This window comes from Methylomicrobium agile, from assembly GCF_000733855.1.
Taxonomy (GTDB): Bacteria; Pseudomonadota; Gammaproteobacteria; order Methylococcales; family Methylomonadaceae; genus Methylomicrobium; species Methylomicrobium agile.
The window spans coordinates 3007769-3033702 of sequence record NZ_JPOJ01000001.1 but is presented as its reverse complement, the minus strand read 5'-3'; the positions used below and the strand labels follow the sequence as shown (position 1 = coordinate 3033702).

At 54.5% G+C, this 25934-nt stretch carries 21 protein-coding genes; 12 read left to right on the top strand and 9 right to left on the bottom strand.

Translation table 11 applies throughout. The annotated features are described in order from the left end of the window. The first annotated feature begins 43 nt into the window (after window positions 1-43). From CC94_RS0114365 to smbP, 4 genes are all read left to right on the top strand, one after another. The gene (locus CC94_RS0114365; RefSeq protein ID WP_005370892.1) at window positions 44-1786 is read left to right on the top strand and encodes a sulfite reductase subunit alpha; all 1743 of its coding nucleotides are present in this window, start codon (window positions 44-46) and stop codon (window positions 1784-1786) included. A 263-nt stretch (window positions 1787-2049) separates the two neighbouring features. Beyond that, window positions 2050-2571 (top strand): hypothetical protein, encoded by a 522-nt coding sequence (locus CC94_RS0114360; protein ID WP_005370891.1) that lies wholly within the window; start codon window positions 2050-2052, stop codon window positions 2569-2571. Between the two features lie 2 nt (window positions 2572-2573). Further along, the gene (locus CC94_RS0114355; protein ID WP_005370890.1) at window positions 2574-3146 is read left to right on the top strand and encodes a hypothetical protein; all 573 of its coding nucleotides are present in this window, start codon (window positions 2574-2576) and stop codon (window positions 3144-3146) included. Between the two features lie 613 nt (window positions 3147-3759). Then, complete coding sequence (smbP, locus tag CC94_RS23170; RefSeq protein WP_005370889.1) at window positions 3760-4092, top strand: small metal-binding protein SmbP; 333 nt, start codon at window positions 3760-3762, stop codon at window positions 4090-4092. A gap of 67 nt (window positions 4093-4159) precedes the next feature. Here the strand turns inward: smbP and CC94_RS0114345 are convergent, their stop codons facing one another. Continuing rightward, window positions 4160-5914: a proline--tRNA ligase gene (locus CC94_RS0114345; protein ID WP_005370888.1), complete on the bottom strand. Its 1755-nt coding sequence runs from the start codon at window positions 5912-5914 to the stop codon at window positions 4160-4162. Window positions 5915-6093: 179 nt separating this feature from the next. Here CC94_RS0114345 and CC94_RS0114340 point away from each other — a divergent pair, with 179 nt between their 5' ends. Continuing rightward, entirely contained in the window at window positions 6094-7551 is a 1458-nt protein-coding gene (locus tag CC94_RS0114340; protein WP_005370887.1) for a M48 family metalloprotease, read from the top strand. A gap of 629 nt (window positions 7552-8180) precedes the next feature. Further along, the gene (locus tag CC94_RS0114335; protein ID WP_005370886.1) at window positions 8181-8885 is read left to right on the top strand and encodes a urate hydroxylase PuuD; all 705 of its coding nucleotides are present in this window, start codon (window positions 8181-8183) and stop codon (window positions 8883-8885) included. Between the two features lie 270 nt (window positions 8886-9155). Here CC94_RS0114335 and CC94_RS0114330 read toward each other — a convergent pair whose 3' ends face one another. Genes CC94_RS0114330 through miaB form a run of 4 tightly spaced genes read right to left on the bottom strand, consistent with a single transcriptional unit; the run spans window position 9156 to window position 12816 of the window. After that, window positions 9156-9998 (bottom strand): CorC family transporter, encoded by an 843-nt coding sequence (locus tag CC94_RS0114330; protein ID WP_005370885.1) that lies wholly within the window; start codon window positions 9996-9998, stop codon window positions 9156-9158. Further along, window positions 9995-10498, bottom strand: a complete 504-nt coding sequence (gene ybeY / locus CC94_RS0114325; RefSeq protein WP_005370884.1) for an rRNA maturation RNase YbeY — start codon at window positions 10496-10498, stop codon at window positions 9995-9997. Before ybeY ends, CC94_RS0114330 begins: the two co-directional genes overlap by 4 nt. Continuing rightward, window positions 10467-11444 carry a PhoH family protein gene (locus CC94_RS0114320; RefSeq protein ID WP_005370883.1) on the bottom strand — a complete coding sequence of 326 codons (978 nt, stop codon included), beginning with the start codon at window positions 11442-11444 and terminating at the stop codon, window positions 10467-10469. The genes ybeY and CC94_RS0114320 overlap by 32 nt, the downstream gene beginning before the upstream one ends. 16 nt (window positions 11445-11460) lie before the next feature. Next, window positions 11461-12816, bottom strand: coding sequence for a tRNA (N6-isopentenyl adenosine(37)-C2)-methylthiotransferase MiaB (gene miaB, locus CC94_RS0114315; RefSeq protein WP_005370882.1), 1356 nt, complete (start codon window positions 12814-12816; stop codon window positions 11461-11463). A 413-nt stretch (window positions 12817-13229) separates the two neighbouring features. On the opposite strand from miaB, the gene CC94_RS0114305 reads away from it, so the two are divergent. Together CC94_RS0114305 and CC94_RS0114295 are read left to right on the top strand one after the other, a co-directional pair. Then, complete coding sequence (locus CC94_RS0114305; RefSeq protein WP_005370881.1) at window positions 13230-13862, top strand: PilZ domain-containing protein; 633 nt, start codon at window positions 13230-13232, stop codon at window positions 13860-13862. Between the two features lie 396 nt (window positions 13863-14258). After that, on the top strand, window positions 14259-16049 hold the full coding sequence (locus tag CC94_RS0114295) for a multicopper oxidase domain-containing protein (protein ID WP_005370880.1): 1791 nt from the start codon (window positions 14259-14261) through the stop codon (window positions 16047-16049). 175 nt (window positions 16050-16224) lie between these two features. On the opposite strand, the gene CC94_RS21640 is transcribed toward CC94_RS0114295, so the two are convergent. From CC94_RS21640 to cysS, 4 genes are all read right to left on the bottom strand, one after another. Further along, window positions 16225-17802 (bottom strand): cation-translocating P-type ATPase, encoded by a 1578-nt coding sequence (locus tag CC94_RS21640; RefSeq protein ID WP_051040356.1) that lies wholly within the window; start codon window positions 17800-17802, stop codon window positions 16225-16227. Between the two features lie 26 nt (window positions 17803-17828). After that, complete coding sequence (locus CC94_RS25080) at window positions 17829-18524, bottom strand: P-type ATPase actuator domain-containing protein (RefSeq protein WP_483819026.1); 696 nt, start codon at window positions 18522-18524, stop codon at window positions 17829-17831. 65 nt (window positions 18525-18589) lie between these two features. Further along, the gene (gene fchA, locus CC94_RS0114285; RefSeq protein ID WP_005370879.1) at window positions 18590-19219 is read right to left on the bottom strand and encodes a methenyltetrahydrofolate cyclohydrolase; all 630 of its coding nucleotides are present in this window, start codon (window positions 19217-19219) and stop codon (window positions 18590-18592) included. A gap of 213 nt (window positions 19220-19432) precedes the next feature. Further along, window positions 19433-20866, bottom strand: a complete 1434-nt coding sequence (cysS, locus tag CC94_RS0114280) for a cysteine--tRNA ligase (RefSeq protein ID WP_005370878.1) — start codon at window positions 20864-20866, stop codon at window positions 19433-19435. A 210-nt stretch (window positions 20867-21076) separates the two neighbouring features. On the opposite strand from cysS, the gene CC94_RS0114275 reads away from it, so the two are divergent. From CC94_RS0114275 to CC94_RS0114260, 4 genes are all read left to right on the top strand, one after another. Next, window positions 21077-21586 (top strand): peptidylprolyl isomerase, encoded by a 510-nt coding sequence (locus tag CC94_RS0114275; protein ID WP_425357666.1) that lies wholly within the window; start codon window positions 21077-21079, stop codon window positions 21584-21586. A 249-nt stretch (window positions 21587-21835) separates the two neighbouring features. Beyond that, complete coding sequence (lpxH, locus tag CC94_RS0114270) at window positions 21836-22552, top strand: UDP-2,3-diacylglucosamine diphosphatase (RefSeq protein ID WP_005370876.1); 717 nt, start codon at window positions 21836-21838, stop codon at window positions 22550-22552. 412 nt (window positions 22553-22964) lie between these two features. Further along, entirely contained in the window at window positions 22965-24803 is a 1839-nt protein-coding gene (locus tag CC94_RS0114265; protein ID WP_005370874.1) for a methanol/ethanol family PQQ-dependent dehydrogenase, read from the top strand. A 261-nt stretch (window positions 24804-25064) separates the two neighbouring features. Continuing rightward, on the top strand, window positions 25065-25934 hold the full coding sequence (locus CC94_RS0114260) for a quinoprotein dehydrogenase-associated putative ABC transporter substrate-binding protein (protein ID WP_005370873.1): 870 nt from the start codon (window positions 25065-25067) through the stop codon (window positions 25932-25934).

The following is a 25934-nucleotide window of genomic DNA, read 5'->3' as shown; positions in this document are numbered from 1 at the left end:
CCCGAGGGGGCTCCGATTTTTATTGATTTACATTTAAACGGAAATGAAAACACCGCAAATTCCTCTCGACGGTCCTTACAGCGAAAGCCAGCGCGCTTGGCTCAGCGGCTTCTTTGCCGGCATGCACACCCACATGATCCAAAGCGCGGGCGCCGCCCAGCAAACCGCGAGCCGTACGATCGACATCCTGTACGGCAGCCAGACCGGCAATGCCGAATCGGTTGCGAACGATGCCGCGCAGATCGCCAAGGCGCACGGACTCAAACCGGTCGTCAAGGGCATGGACGAAGTCGAAGCGAATGCATTGGCGGAAATGAATTACCTCCTGGTCATCACCAGCACTTACGGCGAAGGGGAGATGCCCGACAATGCGCAAATGCTTTGGGATGCGGTCAAGAGCGATGCGATGCCGCGGCTCGAAAAGCTGCAATATTCGGTGCTGGCGCTCGGCGATACCAGCTACGATCTGTTCTGCCAGGCGGGCAAGGACTGGGACGAACGGCTCGCAGAGCTCGGCGCGAAACGCGTTTACGACCGGGCCGACTGCGACGTCGATTTCGAAGAGCCCGCCGAAGCCTGGATCAAGGCGGTCATTCCGTTCATGTCCGGCGGCAACACGACGGCGACCGTGGTTGAAACCGAAGCGACAGTTGCCGAAAAGTCTCAATATAATCGGAAAAATCCGTTCCCCGGCAGAATGCTGGTCAATCGCCTAGTCACGGCGCCTTCCTCGTCGAAAGAAACCCGTCATTACGAAATTTCGATCGCAGGCTCCGGAATGAGTTACGAAGCGGGCGACGCGCTGTGCGTCGTACCGACCAACTGCCCGGAACTGGTCAAGGATATTCTCCAGGCGATCGGCTGCAACGGCGACGAAGACGAACCGGTCAACGGTGAATTTACATCTCTGTACGAAGCTCTGCGTACCCAGTTCGAAATCAAGACGCCGAGCAAGGAACTGGTCGAGGAAATCGCTGGCCGCTCCGGCAACAAGGAATTGAACCCGATTCTCGAATCCGGCGACAAGGACAAACTGGCCGATTATTTGTGGGGCCGAGACATCCTGGACCTGCTCCGGCAAAATCCCGGCTGCGAGTTTTCCGCCGCCGAATTCATCGCCCTGCTGAAGCCACTGCAGCACCGCGCCTATTCGATTTCATCGAGCGGCAAGGTCTATCCCGACTCCGTGCACCTGACGGTCGCCAGCGTGCGTTACGACAGTTTCGGTCGCCAGCATAAGGGCGTCTGCTCGACCTTCCTGGCCGACCTGGTTGACGAACACACCGAAGTGCGCTGCTTCTTCACGCCGAACAAAGTCTTCAGGGTACCCGACGACAACAGCCTGCCGATGATCATGGTCGGCCCCGGCACCGGCCTTGCGCCATTCCGCGCCTTCCTGCAGGAACGCGAATACCGGGGGGCAACGGGTAAAAACTGGTTGTTCTTCGGCGACCGGAACGCCGCGACCGACTTCATGTACCGCGACGAGATCGAAGCGATGCAGGCAAAAGGTCTCCTGACCCGGCTGGATCTGGCGTTTTCGCGCGATCAGGACGAAAAGATCTATGTGCAGGACCGAATGCGCGAGCACGGCGCCGAACTGTTCGTCTGGCTCGAAGAAGGCGGCTATTTCTTCGTCTGCGGCGATGCGTACCGGATGGCCAAGGATGTCGACAAGGCGCTGCATGACGTAATCGCCACACACGGCAAAATGAGCGAGCAGCAAGCGGTCGATTATGTGAATCAGTTGAAAAAGGATAAACGTTACGTGCGGGACGTCTACTAAAAACAGCCCGCCCACATGCTTCGGCGGAAAAGGATAAGCGCACCGTCCCACCACGCCCTGCGCTCGCCGTTATACACATTGCCACGCGCGCCAGAAACGCTATGTAGGTTGGGTTAGGCGTTAGCCGTAACCCAACAAAGTCAATGATGTAAATGTTGGGTTACGCTTCGCTAACCCAACCTACGCTACAGACGCTGTCATGATGAGTCTGCGGCGACAAGGAAAATGATAAATCCGATTTTTACAAATTCCTGGTCGAACCGATGATCAAAACCGCCTTTTCCCTCTTCATCGCCTCGCTAATGCTGTTCCTGGTTGCCGAAGTCCTCTCTTTGCTGCCCAGCCAAGCTTTCAGCAAAGCGTTTTACCCGATCGGAATCTTATCGCTACTCGCTTCTTTCACGCTGCTGCTCAGTTATCTGGCGCTTCTCACCGTCAGGCAGATCATACGGGAATTCCGCCGATATTTTTCCGGCATCGAGCGCAGGCAACGCCGGCTCTGGTTCGTTCAGGGAAAACTCGACCGGGAACAACGCTTATTCTTTCACCGTCGTTTGCAAACCCGTTATTTTCTCGAAGCCCGAAAGCAACGCCTGACACGCGTCAACGACCGCAAACACAGCCGCTCACTGGCCAAAGCGATCGACACCGATCTGGCCGCGATCAAATCGCTCGTTTCCAGCGACCAACTTGAGGCATGGAAGCGGCAGAATCGCACTTACCGCAAACAGGCAAACATCGAAGGCCTGATTGCGCTTCAACAATCGATCGTCACCCACCGCTAGTCATGGCCTGGTTATCCGAACGCATTCTCGGCCTCGTCGATCTACTGAACTCGATCAAAGGCAGGAATTTGCAATGGCGGCAAAGCAATCAGGCGCAGCAGGCGGAGTTGAAACAGCAACGGATTCTGGCCGAAAAAGCGCTGGAAGCCGAGCTCAAAAAACAGAGCGTAAAGCTGGAGCACGAAATCGATCTCCTGAAAACCCGGCACGACGCAGAGCTATCCATGTACAAAACTCGCTGCAAGCAGGATATCAAGGATTACCGGCAATATCTGGATTCGCTCGACCAATTGAAAGAATCGATACAAAAAAGCTATACCCATTTGCCCGAGTCGGTCGCACTCACGATCCACCACCACGCCAAACATCTTTTGCGCAATATGTGGGAAGCCGAGGACCATGAACGAAAGATACGCTATGAAATAGAATTGATCCGATTCATGACCGCGGTCCACGAAGACGCCCGGCTGCACCTGGAAAACGCCGGCCTCAGAAATTTGCCGGAAAGCACGCTAAAGCTGCTCCAGCAGCCATCGGCCGGGCAAAACGAGTCTGCTCGTCCGGCTAAAAGATAAGCTCCAGCTTCCGTAGCGGGTTCTCTAACCTGCTCCGAGGAAGCCACTTCAAAATGAAAAAAGCGGTATTCTATGAAGCCCGGACTTCGCATTACATCTTATAATCTCCCTGCTTGACAAGGCGAGAAGTCGTGTAGATGCCTGTACCCTCCGGGAGAGAGTGAGGGAATTTAAATGGCTTTTCCAAACACGCCGAAGGATATTTATCTCGGCCGCACCATTCGGAGATACCCCCAAAGGTCGGCTTGCCAGTGTTTTCGAACAGTTCAAACCGACTGCACCGCTTCGCTAAAGCGTGCGGATGGGTTTAAAAAACCGTCCGGCGGAAACCTCGCATTAATATAACTCACTAGTATTCTAGTTCAATCGCCACACCTTATATAAGAATTTCCATGCTAAAGTTTTTAATATTGAAATTTAAGGTGAACTGTGAAGGCTATTTATGGTCTAATAGAAGCGTTGCCTTTGCAACATAACAAAAAAGTGTAATTCCAATATTATTGAATAAGCCTCCATCCCGCCTTTTCTGACGGTTATTCGTGATGATTCGTTATGAGCCGCAAATAAGAAAGGCAGGCTGGATCATTTAAAACAATTAATGAGGAAAGCTATTATGAAAAAAATAATAACACTTAGCGCCACTGTCCTGTTAGCCATCTGCTCTTCCGCTTTTGCGGAGGAACATGCCGCCGCCGCACTCGAACATGCCAAAGCTGCCGTCGAACACGGTAAAGCCGGCCATGCAAACGTACTGGTCGAGCATGCCAACGCCGCGCTGGAACATGCGCTTGCCGGCGCGATCGTCGATAGAGGAGAACAAAAAGCACATCTCGAAGAGGGTGCCAGCCACCTTGAAGAAGCCATCAATCATGGCAACCTGGGTCATGCCAAAGAAGCCACCGAGCATGCCGAAGCAGCGGTCACCCATCTAACAGCCGCACAATAATTCAGGCAAAAAGCTGAAAAAAGAAACGGGCGGAATATCCGCCCGTTTTGTTATTGACGAATATGGATTAAGCCAGTCTGGCTTTCAGAAAGTCGATCAGCTCGGCCATCGGGATTTCCTGATTTTCACTTGCCGTTCTGGACTTATACTCGACCGTGCCGCTATCCAGGCCGCGGTCGCCGACCACGATGCAGTGCGGGATACCGATCAGTTCCATGTCCGAAAACATGAAGCCGGCGCGCACTTTGCGGTCGTCGAACAGCACGTCGATGCCGGCGGCAAGCAGTTCCTGGTACAGCTTTTCCGCAATGGCCTTCAGGCGTTCGGATTTATGCATGTTCATCGGGCACAGCGCGACCTGGAACGGCGCCAGGCTGGCCGGCCAAACGATCCCTTTCTCGTCGTGGTTCTGCTCGATCGCGGCCGCGACGACCCGCGAGATGCCGATTCCGTAACAGCCCATGATCATCGTGTGATTCTTGCCGCCCTCGTTGATCACCGCCGCCTTCATCGCTTCGCTGTACCTGGTGCCCAACTGGAAGATGTGACCGACTTCGATGCCGCGCGCGATCTTCAGTACGCCGTGGCCGTCCGGGCTCGGATCGCCTTCGATCACATTGCGAATATCCGCGACATGCTCCGAAAGAGTGGCGGAAGATGCCAGTGCAAAATCCCTTTCCCAGTTGGCGCCTTTAAAGTGATAGCCGGGCTCGTTGGCGCCGCAGACGAAGTCGCTCATGTGCATCGCCGAACGATCGGCTACCCAATAAATAACCTGATCGGTTGGCACTCTCGGCGGGCCGATATAGCCGGCGCGGCAGCCCAAATGCTGTTCGATTTCTTCGTCGTGGGCGAAGCGGAAATCGCCCAGAACCTTGCGCGCCTTGACTTCGTTCAGTTCATGATCGCCGCGCAAATACAGCAGGCAGAAGACATCGACTTCTTCGTTCCGGTCCGTACGCACCTTGCGCATTACCGCAATCGTCTTCAGAATTTTTTCCGGCGCGACGTTTAGAAACTCGCTGACTTCGGCAATCGATTTCCGGCCGGGGGTTACGATTTTCTCCAGCGCTTCCTTGGGGAAAGCTCTGGGCGAGGTGGGCGGCAAGGCTTCCGCCTGTTCGATGTTGGCCGCGTATTCGCTGTCCGTCGAAAACGCGATCGCATCTTCGCCGGACTCGGCCAGCACATGAAACTCGTGCGACACCGCGCCGCCGATCGCCCCGGAATCGGCCATCACCGCCCGGAACTTCAGGCCGAAGCGGCTGAAGATCGCCGTGTAGGCGCCGTGCATCACCTCATACGTCTCCTGCAGCGACGCCTGATCCATATGGAATGAATAGGCATCCTTCATCACGAATTCGCGCGAACGCATCACGCCGAAGCGCGGGCGGATTTCGTCACGGAATTTGGTCTGGATCTGGTAATAGGTGATCGGCAACTGCTTGTAGCTTTTGATCTCATTGCGCGCCAGGTCGGTGATAATTTCCTCGTGCGTCGGCCCCAGGCAGAAGTCGCGCTCGTGCCGGTCTTTCAGGCGCGCAAGTTCCGGACCGTATTTTTCCCAGCGCCCGGTTTCTTGCCACAATTCGGCAGGCTGCAAAGCCGGCATCAAGACCTCCAGAGCGCCCGCGCGTTCCATTTCCTCCCGGGTGATCTTCTCGACTTTGCGCAATACCCTGAGCCCCAGAGGCAGCCAAGTGTATAAACCTGCCGCCAGCTTACGGATCAGCCCGGCCCGAATCATCAATTGATGGCTCGCCACCACGGCGTCCACGGGAGTTTCTTTAACGGTATTGAGCGGAAATTGAGTCGTACGCATGATCTAGGGTCTGAATGATTGAAAAAACGCTTATTTTACCGATTTCGGGCATTATTCGTCATCTGCTTGTCGGTGCAACCATTCTCGCCGGAACAGGTCAAACCCGCATCGATGCGCTACAATAACGGCTGAAGCCGCCCGAACCCGATCATTTATCCCAATATACGCTCTGCCTGCTAATGCAAAAAACCGCTCTGTTGGCCCTGATCCTAAGCCTGACTCTTTTTCCGTCCCTCCCTCACGCCGCCGACGACATCAGCAAAATCGAGCTTCCCGACATGGGCGATTCCTCCGGCACGCTGATCACGCCGGAAGAGGAGCAACAGCTCGGCGCCGCTTTCTTCCGCAGCCTGAACGCGCAGATCACAATCAATCAGGATCCGGAAATTCAACATTACATTCAGTCGATCGGCCAAAGGCTGGTCACGGTCAGCGACTTGCCGGGCTATCCGTTCCACTTTTTTGTGGTGCTGGAAAACGACATCAATGCGTTTGCGGGGCCCGGCGGCTATATCGGCGTCAATTCCGGCCTGATTCTGACCACCGAAGCGGAAAGCGAACTGGCCTCCGTGATGGCGCACGAAATTGCACACGTGACCCAACGGCACCTGTACCGCGCCGCCGAAGCCGCAAACCGCTTGTCGATTCCGACCGCCGTCGCGACGCTGGCCGCGATCCTGCTCGGCACGCAGTCCCCTCAACTCGGGCAGGCCGCCCTGGTGGCGATCCAAGCCGGCAGCATTCAATTCCAGATCGACTTTACCCGCGAAAACGAAGAAGAAGCCGACCGGGTCGGCATGCATATCCTCTCCGAATCGCAATACGACCCGCGCAGCATGCCGACTTTTTTCGAACGCCTGCAGCAATCGACGCGCTATTACGGCCAGAACATTCCGGAATTCCTGCGCACGCACCCGGTCACCACCTCACGGATTTCCGATAGCCGCAGTCGCGCCGACCAGTATCCTTACAAACAATATCCGGATTCCTTGAGCTACCAGCTGATCAGAGCCAAGCTGAAGGTTCAGACCGGCACCGACCCGGCCGAAAGCCGTAAATATTTCGAGAGCCGATTGAACCAGGGAACCGAAGAACAAAGAACCGTAGCCCTTTACGGACTCGGCCTGACCGCCCTGGCGCAACAGAAATTCGACGAAGCGGAACGGATTTTCCAGAAATTGATGACCGGCTTCCCGGCCCAGCCGCAGTACGGTGCCGCGCTTGCCCGTACCGCGCTCGAACAGCGCCAACTCAACAAAGCGCTTGCGCTCTACGAAAAACTGAGCAGCCAGTTCCCGGAAAACGAAGCGATCAAACTCGAATACATCACTTCACTCCTGAAAACCGGCCAGGCCGAAAAAGCCCGGCAAACGCTCTTCTCGCTGAGCACCAACATGCAGAAATTGCCGATTTACTACCAAATGCTGGCCGAAACTTACGGCAAATTGCACCAACCGGCCGAATCGCACCGCTATTTCGCCGAGTATTACTATGCGATGGGGCAAACCCGCGACGCCATTACCCAAATCCGGCTCGCGCAAAAATCGAAAGGACTGAATTTTTATTTGTCTTCAATTCTGAGCGAACGGCTGAGGTTTTTTCTCGATGAAGAAAAGAAAGCCAGAGAGGCGCATTGAGAAACGCCCGGGCGAAGAATGAAGCTTGTTGTCCCATTAGATCGAAAAATTTTGGTCTAACTATAAATCGATCCGAATGGTAACGGCATGACGGACCGGCGCTTTTCCTCCAAAAGCCCCGTCAAAAAATCATAACCGATTGTTTTTATTAAATTATTTTATTGATCAAGAATTTTCCATAAAAAAAATCGTTTTTTTGTGGACAATGCGTTTTCAATCGATTTAGAATACGCCCGCTCTTGAAGAAGAGCGAGCTGGATAATCAACCAGCGGTGGAGGATAGCTTAATTTAGCTATGCTGATAACAATAATTAAATACAAAGAACCTGCTTGAGTAAAGTTGTACGGTCAATGGCTCAGTACAACGGCATCATAACAATAATAATAAAATGCTCAACACGCCCGCTTTATGCGGGCTTTTTATCGCCCGAAGAAAAACTTTAACGGGAGAAATCCCCTGCTTTCCCTTTCTCATGTCTCTGCATTCCAAAGGCATCCGCTTTGCCCAAAGCATGACTTGACTTTTATCGCCGAATCTGTCCAATATCTACTCTTGTACAGCATCAGCATCCGCTTCGCGTACAATTCAACCAAATCATCCATAACAAATAATTATAAGAGGAGTTGCCATGGGTATCGTTACGACAAACGCCGGTCTGGAAATGCTTTTACGGTGGGGACATTTATTGGGCGGCATCACCTGGATCGGATTACTGTATTATTTCAACCTGGTGCAAAGCGAATATTTCAAGGAAGCGGAAGCCTCCGCCAAATCGGACGCCTTACAAAAACTGGTGCCGCGCGCGCTCTGGTGGTTTCGTTGGGGGGCGGTGGTGACCTTGCTGACCGGCTTGGGAATGTTCGCAGTCAGCGGCGGAAGAATCGCGTCGATGGACATCTACCTCGGCGCCCTGCTTGGAATCCTGATGTTTACGAACGTCTGGCTGATCATCTGGCCAAACCAGAAAGTCGTGATCGCTTCGGCAAAACAGGTGGCTCTTGGCGGAGCGGCGCTGCCGAATGCGGCTGATGCGCTAGCGGCAGCGGGACTGGCATCGAGAACCAACACACTGTTTTCGATTCCGATGCTGTTCTTCATGGCGGCCTCTTCACATTATCCCCACCTGACCTTCAAGCCGCTGCCGTTCATCATTGCCGTCGCAATCATTCTATTGCTCCAATATAACGGTGCGTATCTGGCGTTGAAACGGTTCGAACTCGTGAAGAAGTTGCCGGCGGGCGGCAAGATGAAATTTTACGCCAGCATCGGCGGAGTGATCCATTGCGGTCTGGCATTGGCAGTGGTGCTGTTCCTGTTACTGGATCTTCTATAATACAGCCGAAAAGCCGTTCTCTGTGAAGGAGACCGGCTTAACCGCTCAGGGGATCATCAAAAACTCAAGCGGCCCAGCCAAAAGAGGTTTATCGTTCCCGCTCTCGGGCACGCTCGAAAACATGCCAATGGAAGGCAAGCCCGACGCTCTCCGGCATCGTGCGCCACCGGCGCGACGCTAATAACGCCGTCGCTATTCAACGCATCAAGGAGAGGACGCACCGGAGCGCGGGAACGATGCATTGGGCGAAGAAACGCTTCATCGCCTTGATCATTCGAGAAGCTTCAGCTTGACCAGATGCACGCGCCGGGTGTCGGCCCTGACGATTTCGAAGCGCATATTGTCGACGGTCAGGCTTTCGCCTTTCTTCGGCATGTGCTCCATTTCGTTCACGATAAAGCCGCCGACCGTGTCATATTCGTCGGTTGCCAGATGGGTATTGAAATATTCGTCGAACTCCTCGATCGGCGTGAGCGCCTTGATCATGTATTCGTTTTCGTTGCGCTGTAGAATGTAGCTTTCGTCATCCTGCTCGTCATGCTCATCCTCGATCTCGCCGACGATCTGCTCCAGCACGTCCTCGATCGTGACCAGTCCGGCGGCCTGGCCGTATTCGTCGACGACGATCGCCATGTGATTGCCCTTGGTGCGGAGTTCTTTCAACAGTACATTCAGGCGCTTGCTTTCCGGCACCAGGATGACCGGACGCATGATTTGCTCGACTTTCAACTGCTTGTTTTGAAGCGAATGCGCGAACAAATCCTTCACCAGCAAAATACCGACCACTTTGCTGCGGTCTTCCTCGATGACGGGATAACGTGAGTGGCCGAATTGAGTGACCAGCGGAAACAAGGTATCGAGCTCCGCATCTTTAGGCACTACGACCATTTGAACGCGCGGAATCATGATATCCCTGACCCGCAATTGCGATACCTGCAATGCGCCTTCGATCATGCTCAAGGCGTCGGTATCGAGTAAATGATTTTCCCTGGCGTCGCGGAGTATCTCCAGCAGATCGTCAAGGTCCTGAGGCTCCCCGGTCAGCAGCTGACCGATTTTTCCGATCCAGCTTTTCTGCGAGGAGTGCCTACTCGGAGGCTGCCCTTCACTCATTTATGTATAACCTCTATATATGGGTTTTCGATTTGCAATTGTTTTAGAATCGCGATTTCTTTCGTTTCCATTTCCTCGGCCTCATTCTCCTCGATATGGTCGTAGCCTAGCAAATGCAGGAGGCCATGAACGACCATATGGGCCCAATGGGCCGACAGTGTTTTGTGCTGCTCCGCTGCTTCCCGTTCGACGACGGGAGCGCAAATCACCAGATCGCCCAGTAAAACGCCTTCTTCAGATTCGGCCGCGTCCAACCCTTCAGGCCATTCGAACGGAAAGCTTAACACGTTGGTCGGCCCCTGCTTGTGCCGGTATTGGACGTTCAACGCGGCGCTCTCCTGTTCATCGACGATACGAATCACACAGGCATAAGGTTCGTGGCTGTCTTCCAGCACACCATCGATCCACTTGACGATCTGACGCCGGTCGGGCTGTCCCGGCGACTTAAAAACGCGCTGAATGGAAATATTATGCTTTCGGCGCTTTGGCGTTTTTTTCATAAGCTTCGTAGGCGGATACGATACGCTGCACCAAAGGATGCCGGACCACGTCGCGCACCCCGAAATAGGTGAAGCTGATGCCGTCGATATCCTTCAGCACGTCCAGGACCTGCCGGAGTCCGGACATTTTTTCGGACGGCAGATCGATCTGGGTCAAGTCGCCGGTCACGACCGCCGTCGAACCGAACCCGACCCGGGTCAAAAACATCTTGATCTGCTCGGTAGTGGTATTCTGCGCTTCATCCAAAATAATGAACGCATCGTTCAAAGTCCGGCCGCGCATGAACGCCAACGGCGCCACCTCAATGATGCCGCGTTCCAGCATTTTCTCGACGCGCTCGAAGCCGAGCATCTCGTACAATGCATCATACAACGGACGCAGGTACGGGTCGACCTTTTGCGCCATATCGCCCGGCAAAAAGCCGAGCTTTTCACCCGCCTCGACCGCCGGACGCACCAAGATGATTTTGCTGACTTTTTCGTTCTGCAGCGCCTCGATCGCGCAGGCGACCGCCAGATAGGTCTTGCCGGTGCCGGCCGGGCCGATGCCGAAATTGATGTCGTGAGTCACGATCTTTCTGAGGTAATCCTGCTGATTCGCTCCCCGCCCCCGGATCATGCCGCGCTTGGTCTTGATAGCGACCACCGGCTGGTTCGGTTCCTCGGGAGCGTCAAGAATCGCATCGATCGACGCATCCTGCATCGCCAGATGTATCGATTCGGAGGTCAGTTCTTCTTTTTCGGTGGTTTCGAACAGCTTCTGCATCAGTGCACAGGCGGCCTTGACCGACGCCGGAGCGCCGACCACCTTGAACTGGTTTCCCCGATTCGAAATTTCGACTTGGAGGCGCGCTTCGATCTGACGCAGATGTTGATCGAGTTGTCCGCAGAGATTGGAGAGCCGGACATTATCGGCCGGCATCAGGATCAGCTCCTGGGAGGTCATGGAAGGCAAATCAGCCTTAACTGTTGGCAACAATTCTTTCAATACTGGAATCAACGATCCGGCCTCGCAAGGAATTAGGCAGCGCCTCGGTAATCAGCACATCGACAAACTGGCCGGCCAGCCGCGGATGAGCGGCAAAATTAACGACCCGATTGTTTTCGGTACGGCCCTGCATGTGTAAAGGGTTCTTTTTCGATTTGGCTTCGACAAGCACGGTTTGCACCGTGTGCACCATCTTCTCGGCAAACCGGGCCGCATTTTCATGAATACGGTTTTGGAAGCGCTCGAGGCGCTGCTTTTTGACTTCCAGCGGCACATCGTCCGGCAGTTCCGCCGCAGGCGTTCCCGGACGCGGACTGTAAATGAAACTGAACGACAGGTCGAAACCGATCTCATCGACCAGCGCCAGAGTGTCCTCGAAATCCTGCTCGGTTTCGCCCGGAAAGCCGATGATGAAATCGGAAGACAAATAGAGGTTCGGGCGCACTTCCCGGAGCTTGCGGATTTTTTCGATGTAGTCGGCGCAGGTATGACCGCGTTTCATCATTTTCAAGATACGGTCGCTCCCGGACTGCACCGGCAGATGCAGATGGTCGACCAGCGCCGGAATTTCGGCATAGGCTTCGATCAGGCTGTCGGTAAATTCGACCGGATGCGAGGTGGTAAAACGGATCCGCCCGATGCCTTCGATAGCGGCTACATGATGCAGCAGCAACGCAAAATCGGCGATATCGCCGTCTTCCATCCGCCCCCGGTAAGCGTTCACGTTCTGGCCGAGCAGATTGACTTCACGGACGCCCTGTTTGGCCAATGCCGCGATTTCGGCGATCACATCGTCGAGCGGACGGCTGATTTCTTCGCCACGAGTATAAGGCACCACGCAGAAGGAACAGTATTTGCTGCAGCCCTCCATTACCGAGACGAATGCCTTCGGCCCTTCGGCGCGCGGCTCGGGCAGCGCATCGAATTTCTCGATTTCGGGAAAAGAGATGTCGACAACCGGCTTGCGCTTGCTGCGGGCCTGGTCGAGCAGTTGCGGCAACCGATGCAAGGTTTGCGGGCCGAACACGATGTCGACGAACGGGGCGCGTTTCTGAATTGCATCGCCTTCCTGACTGGCGACGCAACCGCCGACGCCGATCACGACTTCAGGGCGTTTTTCTTTCAGCATCCGCCATTGGCCTAACGCAGAAAACACTTTTTCTTGAGCTTTTTCGCGAATCGAACAGGTGTTCAACAACAAAACGTCCGCCTGTTTCGGATCGTCGGTCAATTCGAACCCATGTGAAGCACGCAGCACGTCCCGCATTTTATCGGAATCGTACTCGTTCATCTGGCAACCATTGGTTTGAATATAAAGCTTCTGCGTCATATCGTCGAAATCATTTAAAATCGCTAAGTCTATGTTCCTAAAGAAATAACCCGCGAGATAAAATGATGCTCACAGCCCCCGCCATATCAATGACTATGCTCAGAGTGATTGGGTAACTCCAGGAAAGTTCATCAGGAAAGGGGGCATTATACCCTGAATCGTAACTAAACAAAAAACCGGCGGCGGATTTCATCGGATAAAATACGCCGCTCCTCTCATTAGGATCGCGGGCGTAACCAAGATCCGTTCGCTATTCATCCTCTTTTCGTATCACTCACATGACCATCCGGAATATGGCTCCGAGAATAAAGTAACCCGCCTTTCTGACGAAAAGGCCCAAATTGATTACAATGACCTTAACTTTAAAGTGATCGCCGAAAGCTGAATCGGCATAATCGGGAGAAAGAGAAAACATGAGACTTGAATCGCGGCGCGCTTTTCGAAAAGACCTGCACCTTGAAGGCATGATCTTTCTGAACGAACAAGAACAGTCCATTACCATTAGGAATCTGTCCATTACCGGCCTGCTGGTCGAGCTCGATCAGCTTAAAGGCGGCGAAATCGACATCAAGGACATCTTCAACTCGCTGCAATCCTCAACCCTGGTCGATATCTTCATTCCCTCAATGCGCCTGGCCGGAGAAATGGAAGTCATCCGGGCCGACATAAAAAAGGACAAGATACTGATCGCGCTGGAATTCAAATCGGTTTCCTATGATGTCGAAGATTTTATTTACCGCCGGAAAATGTACCGGAAAAAGATGCCGGGAAGCGGCCGTATCCTGTTGAACGGCGCTTATTATCTTTTCACGGCGATAAACGTTTCGGTCGAAGGCCTGATGATTCAACTGAATGAGACAATTACCGGCGATGTTTTGAACACCACGGTTTCCTTCGAATTCGAAAAACTCGAAATGAACGGCGAAGCGCGAATCGTCTGGATCGAGCATCCTCAACCGGAGAAAACACTAATGGGTCTGAATTATGTGCATCTGGAGAAAGCAAAACTGAGCGCGATTCCGCGTTTCGAAAACCGGTACGCCTGAAAAAGCGAACTTCATAAAGCCCGGTTTGTCCTATGGGCGTGCGATGCATGAACTTGGCTTTTTGGCCGGCATGATTCAACATGCCGGCTTGCAAAACCAAAAAACGGCGCCGCTCCAGCCTGTTTTGGCTTGCTAAACTTTTCACCCTTTCAACCATCCATTATAATCGCCCGATTTATTGAGGCGGACTTTAAAATAGACTGATGCGCGTCCAAGTAACAATCAACAGCCTGCGCTGTCCCGGCCTGCTTTTATTTAGAGACCGCTCTGACCATCAATGTCCCGCTTACCGTCAAGGAAGACTTCGACGTTCTAATTTGTTAGAATCAATAAGGTAATTATACTTGTAATCCGTTGGAACAAGTGTCTTATTCGTGTAGTTTTCCGAGGTAATTTATGCAAAAAAAGCTTCTTGCCATTCTTTGTGGCACTCCCTTGCTCCTCGCCCCGCTATGGAGCCAGGCCGCCACCGATCTGCCGCCCAACGGAAAAACCGAACTGGGCGCGGTGGAAGAAGTCTGTTCGAACTTCACCGACCCGGAATGGCGCAAAGCCCAAGTCATCGACGGCGTCGAAATTCAGGAGTCGTTGCTCTGTAACCCGGACAATCCTGCCGAAATCGCCGCCTTCGTCAAAGGCACCAACAACATTTCGATGGACACCCTGATGCAGACCCAGCTCGCCGCCGACGCGATCACGGTATCAGACGATATGGACGGCGACGGCGATCCGGACAAATACATCATCAGACTCGAAGTCGCCGAATTGAACGGCCATTCGCCGGACATGAAAGATCCCACCACCACCTTCGACATCGCGCCGGGCATTCAGCCAACCTTTTGGGTGTTCGCACCGAAGACCCGCGACATGTCGACGCTGAGCCTCTACGAACCGATTGCGAACCCATTGCTGCGCGCGCCGTCGCCGGTCATTCGCGTCGAGCAGGGCGACATTGTCTGGCTGGTGCTCGAAAATACCCATTATCTGCCGCACTCGATCCATCTGCACGGCATCGACCATCCTTACATGGATCACAGCGGCAGCGGCAACGACGGCGTCGGCCAGACCAGCGCAATGGACGTCATGCCGGGTCAAAAGAAGACCTATGTAATCAAGCCCCGCCAGCCGGGAACCATGTATTATCACTGCCATGTGCAGCCGCACGTCCATATTCCGATGGGCCTGCAGGGCATGTTCGTGATCGAGGAGAACCGGCCGAACAACTGGCCGCAAGTCTTCAACGTCGGCGCCGGCCAGGTTCGCCACCCATCGGTTGGGGTGCTCGAAAAATACAACTGGGAATACGACCTGCATTATCAGTCCGCGGACAAGGAACTGCATGAAATGGCCCGCTCGGCCAACGATCCGCGCCTGATCGCCAAAAAATTGAATCTGGATTACGACGTAACCGATGCGAAGGACGACTATTTCATGCTGAACGGACGTGCATTCCCTTATACGCTCCGGGAGTCGCTGATCGTTCTTGAGCAGGATCAAAAGGTGAAATTGCGCGTCTATAACGGCACTCAGGAAACGATCGCGGTGCATCTGCACGGACACAAGCCGACCTCGACCCATTACGACGGCGTCGATAACGGTCCGAATTCCTATATCACCCGTGACGTGCACGGCTTGACGCCGGCGCAGCGCCTGGATCTGGAACTGTCGGGAGTCGATGACGGCTTGCACAGCTTCGGCGAGGGCGTGTGGATGTTCCATGACCACGTCGAAAAAGCCTTTACGACCGACGGCGTCGGCGAGGGCGGCGACATCAGCCTGGTCGTGTATAAAAAATTCCTGAACGACAAGGGCATTCCCTCTCTGCACGGAATGAGCCTCGCGCCGTATTTCACGAAGGAATTCTGGCAGAAAAAATATCCGGTCTGGCAGGACCTGGATGCTTGGCACAGCCTCGGCTTTCCTGACGTGAAAGCGGGCTACCAACCGGCCAAAAAAGCCGTGCAGATCGTGCAGCCGAGTTCGGTCCCAACCTCCGCGAGTCCGGCGGCCGTTCCTTCTTCATCAGCGCAAACCGCAGCCACAGCGGCCGCTCAGGAAGAATCGTCCGTTTTCGGTAAGCTGATCTTCGGCCTGCTGCTCGGCCTGCTGAGCTATTGGGCAGTCATCAAGCGGGAATGGCTTTTGGGAATGGTGAGAAAACTGGTGAAAAACAATTTGGGCAATTGACACCACTCAAAAATGACCGGCCGGCGCATGGAAGCGCCGGGTGATTTTACTTTCTGCCCGGCAGCGAATTTCCCTTATTTCCGTCACGAAGCGCTGCCGCCGCCCCCGAGACAATCGGCTTCATCCATCAAAGTGCCATAGAACACGGCCCCGGCTTTCCCGACTTATACCCTGCTTATTTGAAACGCCTTTGCCGACTCAATAGCACCTTTCTGACTTCCAAAGCCGTCAACGGAATGCATCCCAGCGCCATCCAGACGACAAAATGGTCGGCGGGCAGCGGCTTCGTTACAAACAAGCCCTGCAGCACCGGCATTTGGTGAATCAGCAAATGCAGGGAAAAACTCAAGATAATGACCAGAAACAGCCACAGGTTCGACAACAGCCCTATCTCGAACACGGTCTTTCGGCTGCTGCGCGCGCCGAATGCCCGTAACAGCTCTGCAATTACCAATGCCGTGAAGGTGGCGTCCCGCGCATATTCCAAACCCTCCCCGTACAGATAGAATTCCAAGACGAAGGCGGAAAGGGAGGTTGCCGCCGTCAAAACGCCGGCCAAAAGGGTCAGGCGAACGTGCTCTTCGTCCAGCAACTGCGCCTCAGGCGGCCGCGGCGGACGCTTCAGCACGTCGGCAGCGACCGGGTCGGTCGCCAGCGCCAAGGCCGGCAGGCTATAGATGGTCAAGTTGATCCACAATAAGTGCAAGGGCAATAACGGCAACGGCCAGCCCACGAGCGCCGCGATCGGCATCACCATTAATTCGGCAGAATTACCGGCGAGCAGGTAAGCAGGGGTTTTGGCGATATTTTCATAGAGGCCTCGCCCTTCTTCGACTGCGGCGACGATCGAGGAAAAGTCGTCATCGACGATGATCAGATCGGCGGCCTCCTTCGTAACTTCGGTACCGGTTTGCCCCATGGCGATGCCGATAGCCGCTTCCTTCAGCGCCGGCGCATCATTCACGCCGTCCCCGGTCATTGCCACGACCTTATTGTCCGCTTTCCAGGCGCGCACGATACGCAGCTTGTCTTCGGCCGTTACCCGCGCATACACCGCCGTATTCCGTACCATGCTGGCAAAGTCGGTATCGGCCATTCGCTCCAGGTCACGGCCGGTCACCCGTTTGTCGCCGTCATCTCCCAAAATGCCCAGTTCACGTGCGATCGCCGCCGCCGTATCGGGATGGTCGCCGATAATCATCACTGGCTTGATGCCGGCGCTCCGGCAGCGCGCCACCGCGCTTTTGGCCTCGGCTCGTGGCGGGTCCTGCAAACCGAACAGACCGAGAAAAACCAACTCCCGTTCGATCTCGTCGGCCGTACCTTCGGGATCGATCAGCGGGCGCTGAGCGACGGCGAGCACGCGCAAGGCATTCCGGGCCATTTCTCCCACCGCTTGCGTAATGGCCTGCCGATCCTCATCGGCCAGCGTTCTGAATTCCCCATTGTCATGGATATGGGCGCAACGCGCCAACACGACTTCGGATGCCCCCTTGGTGAAAGCCTTGACTGAATCTCCTTCCCTGCGCACAACCGTCATGCGTTTGCGCCCGGAGTCGAAAGGCAGCGCAGTCAAGCGGACGCAGAGGCTTCGATGTCCGCGCGGCCGATGCCGCCTTTGGCGGCACGCACCTTCGGTCGGATCGCCGATGATGCCCTGTCCGGCGAGTTCGGCATCGCTACAGGCCGCCGCCGCATACAACAATGCATAAAGCGCGGCGTCTTGCGAAAGCACGCGCTGCGCATCGCCCAAAAAAACTCCCTTCTACCCGATAGCCTTCACCCGTCACCTCGTAAAACCGCAGGCCTGCGAGCATACGGCGCACCAAAGCGTTGCGGCGAATCATGCGCTGCATTGCCAGCGCCAGGGCCGCCGTCACGACGGCCGGCAGGCCTTCGGGAATCGCAGCCACGGCTAGGCTGACCGCGGAAAGAAAGAAACAATTCGAAAAGCACCGCAGACCGCAGCAAGCCCAACAGAAATACCAATGCCACGGTACCGAGGCATGCCCCCAAAAGATAACGGGTAATCCTGTCAAGCCGTTTTTGCAGCGGCGTGGCATCTTTTTCCGCTGTTTCCAGTAATTGCGCACTCAATCCTAACTCGGTACCCATACCGGCTGCGATGACTAACGCCCGCGCCGAACCTCCGGCGATACGGGTCCCCAGAAACACCATATTGCTGTGGTCCGCTAAAGGCGTTTCAATCGGTAGAATGCCGATCGATTTGTCTACCGGTTGGGATTCGCCGGTCAAAGAGACTTCGTTGGCGCGCAACGAGGAAGCTTCGATCAGGCGGGCATCGGCCGCCACCAGATCGCCCGCGTCCAGCAGCAAGATATCGCCGGCTACAATCTCGGCCGCAGCGCATACCTGCGCACGTCCGTTCCGGACGACCCTGGCTTTGGGTGCGGCCAAGCGGGCTAAAGAAGCGACGGCCTTTTCGGCGCGAAATTCCTGAAAGAAACCGATCACCGCATTCAGCACAACGATAGGTTTGCGATTAATCCTCCGGATTTACAAATAATTATTTTCGTATCTTATAACTTTGTCTTCACGATTCGATAAATTTCCTCGGCAGCAACCTCGCTTCCCTGCAACAGCGACTCCAGCGCGGCCAGTTTGGCTTCCGCAAAGTCACGATCCTTTAAACTGCCTGCATTGATATAGACATTCAGCGCCGCGCTTTTCAGCGCGCCGTAGCCTGCCATCGCGGCAACCCCGGCATCACTGATCACGCCGGGATTGCCTTTTTCGGCGGCAAGCCGGCTCAGGTCGATCGCTTCGCGGCAGGCGAGCGCGCAGGTCAAGGGTACTTCGGTCGCTTCTTTCAACGCCTCCTGAATCGCCGCGCTGCGCACCGCTTTTTGTTCGTCGGTCTCTTTCGGCAATCCGTAAGTCGCCATCAGCCGGTTGAACACATCGACATCGGCTTTGATCATGTCGGTCAGCTTAACACGCAACGCTTCGGATTTTTCTAGCAGGGCCTGCATGTCGGCCTCGACTTCCGCGAATTTGGGCTTGCCGATCGTCAGGTTGCAGACCATGCTGGTCAGCGCCGCCGACTGGGCGCCCATCACCGCCGCGGCGCTGCCGCCGCCGGGCGTCGGCGCCTTGCTGGCCAGTTCAGTGAAGAAGGTTTCGAGGGATTTGTCTTTGATTTCGGTCATTTTAAAAAAATTGCAAAGATAATGAGAAGATGCCCGAGCCCATCAAGTCCATTCTTTAAATTGTTTCAAAAATCGCAAACAAAAGGTTCGGGTAAAAATAACACGCCTGTATTCCGTAGGGTACGCTCCGCGTATCATTTTTTGAGGGAAGGGTCCGAATCGACATCTCGAAAAGTACGCGGAGCGTACCCTACAGAGCGACACGAGGCGTCGCTAGACGCGCCGCCAGTTGGTCGTCCCGTTCGGCGCGTCTTCGAGGATGATGCCTTGTTCTTTCAATTGATTGCGGATTTGATCGGCCAGCGCCCAGCTTTTGGCTTTTTTGGCGTCCAGGCGGGCCTGGATTTGCCGCTCTATCCAAACATCCCCTCTCATCACGTCTGCCGAAACCCAATCACCAGCGGTTGCGCTTTCATAAACGGCGGAATGAAATGCCCCGCTTTTCAACCAAGCTTCAGGATCGTCCTGCAAGATGCCGAGCAAGCCGCCGAGCTGTTTTAGACTTGCCGCAAACTGCCCTGCCTGCTCCACGTCTTTCGTTTTAGCCTTGTTCAATTCCCGCGCGAGGTCGAACAACACCGAAACCGCAACCGGCGTGTTGAAATCGTCGTTCATCGCCTGCTCGAAGCGACCTCGATAGTCGGGAAGAATCGGCGCATCGGGAGCGGTTACGCCACGCTGGGCCGTATAGAGCCGATTCAGCGCAGTTGCCGACTCATTCAACTGTTCATCCGAATAATTCAGCGGACTCCGGTAATGGCTCGACAGGATGAAGAAGCGGATGATCTCGGGCCGGTACTGCTTGAGCACTTCGCGCACCGTGAAGAAATTGCCGAGCGACTTGGACATCTTCTCTTCGTTCACCCGCACGAAGCCGTTGTGCATCCACAGGTTCACGAACTTTTCGCCGGTCGCGCCTTCGGACTGGGCGATTTCGTTTTCGTGATGCGGAAACTGCAGATCCATGCCGCCGCCGTGAATGTCGAAATGATTGCCGAGGCAGCAGGTCGACATGGCCGAGCATTCGATATGCCAGCCGGGGCGGCCGTCGCCCCACGGAGCAGGCCATGAAGGCTCGTTGGCCTTGGCCATTTTCCAGAGCACGAAATCGAACGGATTCTGCTTCGCCGCATCGACATCGACCCGTTCTCCGGCTTGCAATTCTTCGAGCTTCTTGCCGGACAGCTTGCCGTAGTCTCTGAATTTTTCGACCGCATAGAACACGTCGCCGCTGCTGCCGATATAAGCATAGCCCTTCGCAAGCAGGGCTTCGATCATCGCGATGATCGAGGCGATCGATTGCGTCGCACGCGGTTCGATGTCCGGCGGCAACACCGCCAGCGCGCGCTCGTCCTCGTGCATCGCGTCGATGAAACGCGCGGTCAGTCGGTTGAAATCCTCACCGTTCTCGTTGGCGCGCTGGATGATCTTGTCGTCGATATCGGTGATGTTCCGGACATAGGTCAAATCGTATCCCAAATGCCGGAAATAACGCGCCACCGTGTCGAACACGACCATCACCCGCGCATGGCCGATGTGGCAATAGTCGTAAACGGTCATGCCGCACACATACATGCCGACCTTGCCTTCGATGCGAGGCTTGAAGGTTTCTTTTCGACGCGTCAGGGTATTGTAGATTTTCAACATGAACCGAGAATTCCGTGATCGGGACGGGCGGAAATTTAACCGCCCGTTTGCAAAACGTTACAATTTACCAAGCGCACGCTTCTCTTTCAAGGCGAAAACACATAAACTTAACCGTTTTGTATCTTAGTCAAGGAAAAACTCATGCGTCTCATCTTTCTGAGCCTGATACTCGTTTTAAATTCAACACTCTCATTCGCAACGGAAAACAAAATGTCTGAATCCCCGAAAGTCAAACTGACCACCTCGCTTGGCGACATCGTGATCCAGCTGGATCCTGCCAAAGCGCCGGTTTCATCGCAGAATTTTCTCGACTATGTGAACAAGGGCTTTTATAACGGCACGATTTTTCATCGCGTGATCAAAGGCTTCATGGCGCAAGGCGGCGGTTTCGACACCCAGTTCCAGCAAAAAGCGACCGATGCTCCGATCAAGAACGAAGCGGACAACGGCCTGCCGAACAAACGCGGCAGCATCGCGATGGCGCGCACGAATGATCCAAATTCCGCGACCGCGCAGTTCTTCATCAACTACGCCGACAATACCTTCCTGAACCATACCAGCCCGACTCCGAGCGGCTGGGGCTATGCGGTGTTCGGAGAAGTCGTCGAAGGCATGGACGTGGTCGACAAGATGGCCGACCAGCCGACCGGCAACCGCGGCCCGCATCAGAACGTGCCGAAGGCCGACATCGTGATCGAAAAGGCGGAAGAGATTAAATAAGGCATAGGATGGGTAGAGGCGCTAGCCAAAGCCCATCAATCGAAACCCATCAGGTGTTATTTCTTGATGGGTTTCGCTTGCGCTCTCGGCAATAGCTCCTGCATTGCTCTACCTCCTGCATCCCTGCAGTCGTCGGCAATAGCTCCTGCATCGCTCTCGATCGCGTGTCCCCGACGCAATCCATCTCCTCCATTCCTGGGGTCGTAACTCCTGCATCCGTGCAGTCGTACCCATCCTACATTTTGAATCATGATCCTCTTCATCTCCGACCTCCACCTCTCGCTCGACAAGCCCGAAATCACCCGCCGTTTCCTGGATTTCCTGGAAAACCGCGCCTCCAGGGCCGAAGCGCTGTACATTCTCGGCGATCTGTTCGATGCCTGGATCGGCGATGACGATCCGACGCCGCCGAACGGCAAGATCAAACGCCGGCTTAAAGAATTGGTCGACAGCGGCACTCGGGTGTACTTTCAGTCGGGCAACCGCGACTTTCTGCTCGGCGAGCGTTTCTGCCGCGAAACCGGCGTAACATTGCTCGGCGATTACCATGTGATCGATCTCTACGGCATCCCGACTCTGCTTACGCATGGCGATCTGCTCTGCACCGACGACCTGCCCTATCAGGCGTTTCGCGCCAAATCGCATACCCCGGAATGGATACGGTCGGTCCTGAGCAAACCCCTGCCGCTACGCCTTTTGGCCGCGCGCTGGTATCGTTTGCGCAGCTTTTGGCACAAGCGCAAAAAAAATCAGGAAATCATGGACGTCAATCAGGAAACGGTGATGCGCATCATGAAGGAACACAATTGCCGGCAGCTGATCCACGGCCATACCCACCGGCCCGGCATACATGATTTTCAGATCGACGGCGAGTCGGTACGCCGCTTCGTGCTGGCCGCCTGGAGCAAAGAAACAGGTCAGGCATTATGCTGGACAAATCAGGGATACGGCATCGAGAAAATTTGAAGAGACCGGAACCTCGCCGGCCCGGTCGCCAAGCCATAAGATCCGCAAAAACGGAGCTGCCGGAAAACCGCAACAGACTGATTCTTTTTGTGCTTTCCTTTTCCTGAATACGCCTGCCGGCCTTTTCCGGCATTGATTTTTTTAGGAAAAAATCCCTGAACCACTGAAGCGCAATGTCTACAAAAGCGGAGCCGTCAAAAACCGCAACAACCTGATTTTTTTGAATTTTCCATTTCGTAATATGCCTTTTATCCTTCTTTGATATTGACTTTTTAGGAAAAATCCCTGAATCTAAGCAACTGGAGTGAGCCTGTTTGACCATTCGAAAAACACCAATTCACCCAAAAACTAATATTAGTCAAAATAAATAAACCGTATTTTGTGGCACAGCAAAATACCAGGAGAGAAAAATATGAAGAAGCCTATTAAGAGTTGGCTGCTAGCTTCAAGTGTGGCTGCAATCCTGGCTGCACCGGCAATTGCATCGGCTAACAGCGAACTTGAACAACTTTCGCAAAATCCCGCTAACTGGTCTATGTGGGGCGGAAACTATGCAGGCACCCGTTACAGCGAGCTGAGCCAAATCAACGCCGGCAACGTCAAAAATCTGCAGCCAGCCTGGTCTTTTTCTACCGGTGTTCTGCGTGGTCATGAAGGCGGCCCACTGGTCGTAAACGATGTTCTTTACATCCATACTCCTTTCCCTAACACCGTTTTCGCAATCGATCAAAAAACCCAGGCCATCATCTGGGAATACACTCCGACCCAGGACGCTGACGTGACCGTACCCGTCATGTGCTGCGACACCGTCAACCGCGGTTTGGCCTACGGCGACGGCAAAATTTTCCTGCAGCAATCCGATACCGTTCTGACCGCTTTGGACGCAAAGACCGGCAAACGCGTGTGGAGCGTACAAAACGGCGACCCGAAACTGGGCATGACCAACACCCAATCTCCATTGGTGGTTAAAGATAAAGTCCTGACCGGTATCTCCGGCGGTGAATTCGGCGTACGCGGCTTCCTGGCAGCCTACGACATCAAAACCGGCCAGCTGGCATGGAAAGGCTACAGCATGGGCCCTGATGCCGACACCTTGATCGACCCGAACAAAACCACTGCCTGGAAAGACGGCAAGGTACAACCGGTCGGCCCTAACTCGAGTACCAGCACCTGGGAAGGCGACCAATGGAAAATCGGCGGCGGCACCACCTGGGGATGGTACAGCTACGATCCTAAACTGAACTTGGTTTACTACGGCTCCGGCAACCCATCCACCTGGAACCCGGCGCAACGTCCGGGCGACAACAAATGGTCGATGTCGTTGTGGGCGCGCGATGCGGATACCGGAGCGGTCAAATGGGTTTACCAGATGACTCCGCACGACGAATGGGACTACGACGGTATCAACGAAACCGTATTGGTCGACCAGGAAGTTAAAGGCAAACCGCACAAAACGATCGTGCATTTCGACCGTAACGGCTTCGGCTACACTTTGGATCGTGAAACCGGGGAACTGCTGGTTGCCGAAAAGTTCGACAAATCGGTCAACTGGGCGACTCACATCGACATGCATACCGGGCGTCCTGTAGGCGATCCAAAATACAGCACCGAACACAACGGCGAAGACGTGACCACCGAAGGCGCCTGCCCTGCGGCATTGGGCGCCAAAAACATGGCACCTACGTCTTACTCTCCGCAAACCGGCCTGTTCTACATCTCGGGCAACCACCTGTGCATGAACTACGAGCCGTTCGAAGTTTCTTACACGGCGGGCCAGCCTTATGTGGGCGCAACTTTGACCATGATGCCGGCCGGCGCGGACGTCATCACCGGACAGCCTGACGGTTCCACCAACCTGGGCCAATTCACCGCGTGGGATGCGAAAACCGGCAAGATCGTCTGGTCCAACAAAGAACCATTCTCTGTGTGGTCCGGCTCACTCGCCACTGCTGGCGGCGTGGTATTCTACGGTACGCTGGAAGGCTACCTGAAAGCGGTCGATGCGAAGACCGGCCAGGAACTGTACCGGTTCAAGACCCCATCGGGCATCATCGGCAACGTCAACACCTGGAGCTATAACGGCAAACAATATATTGGCGTACTGTCGGGCATCGGCGGCTGGGCAGGTATCGGTATCGCGGCCGGCCTGGAAGGCGAAAGCGAAGGTCTGGGCGCAGTAGGCGCATACAGAAGCCTGAGCTCATTCACCAAACTGGGCGGCACCTTGACCGTGTTCACATTGCCGGACTAAGCCAAGCGGTTTGGGTTTATAGGCTGAATCGAAGCCCTGGCTGATTCTTCGGTCAGGGCTTTTTTTTATTTATTGAAGTGATTCAATTCTTTTTCCATGCCAGGCTTCCTGCCGGCTCTGGCAGCGATCCCGATTAATCGTTGCCGGTTCGACCGCCATGCGCTATAAAGGCTGTCTGTTTCCCTTTAAATGAATTTGGTTAAAATTTTTTACCCATTCTCAAGCCCCGATTCCTATCACTATTCCCTGGAGGAAATATTCATGCAGGCAAAATCCATTTTTCGACGATTCGTGATCAGCGCCCTTCTGCTCGGAAGCGTTGCGCCGATTCATGCCAAAGAAAAATTCAAAGTCTGCGCCGATCCGTTGAATCCGCCCTATTCGACTAAAAAGAAAGACGGCTTCGAGAACAAGATAGCCGAACTGTTTGCAAAGAAGCTGGGACAGAAAATCGAGTATACGTGGTTCCCGCAACGCATCGGCTTCATCCGCAACACCTTGAACGCACCTGTCGACGAAAAAGAAGTGGACAGCAAGGAATTCAAATGCAACGTGGTAATGAACGTCCCTGCCGATTCAGACATGGCCTTGACCACGGAACCTTATTATCAATCGACTTATGTCCTGTTGATCGCCAAAGGCCGGGGTTTTGACGACATCAAGAACGCCCAGCAACTGGCTGAACTCCCCCTGGAAAAACAGGAAGCCGCGAAAATCGCGATGTTCGACCGGGGACCGGGGACTGCCTGGCTGCAAAAACACGGACTGCTGGAGACGAGCATCCCCTACCAGTCGATGTCCGGCGACGAAGACAACAATGTTGCGATGCAAATCGATCGAGACTTAAAAGCGAAAAAAATCAATATGGTGATCGTATGGGGACCGATTGCGGGTTATATCGTTTCACAGGGGCCCAAGAACGGCTATACAGAGATACCGATGCACTCGGAGTCCGGCATCCCGTTTGAATTCGCTATGGCGATGGGCGTCAGGAACGGCGACAAAGAAAGGCAGCAAATGCTGAACAAACTGATTGCCGAAAACAAGAAGGAAATCCGGAGAATCATTGAAAGCTACCATATCCCTCTGACCGAGATCAAGAAGACGGCGAAGCCGAAAGACGATGATTGA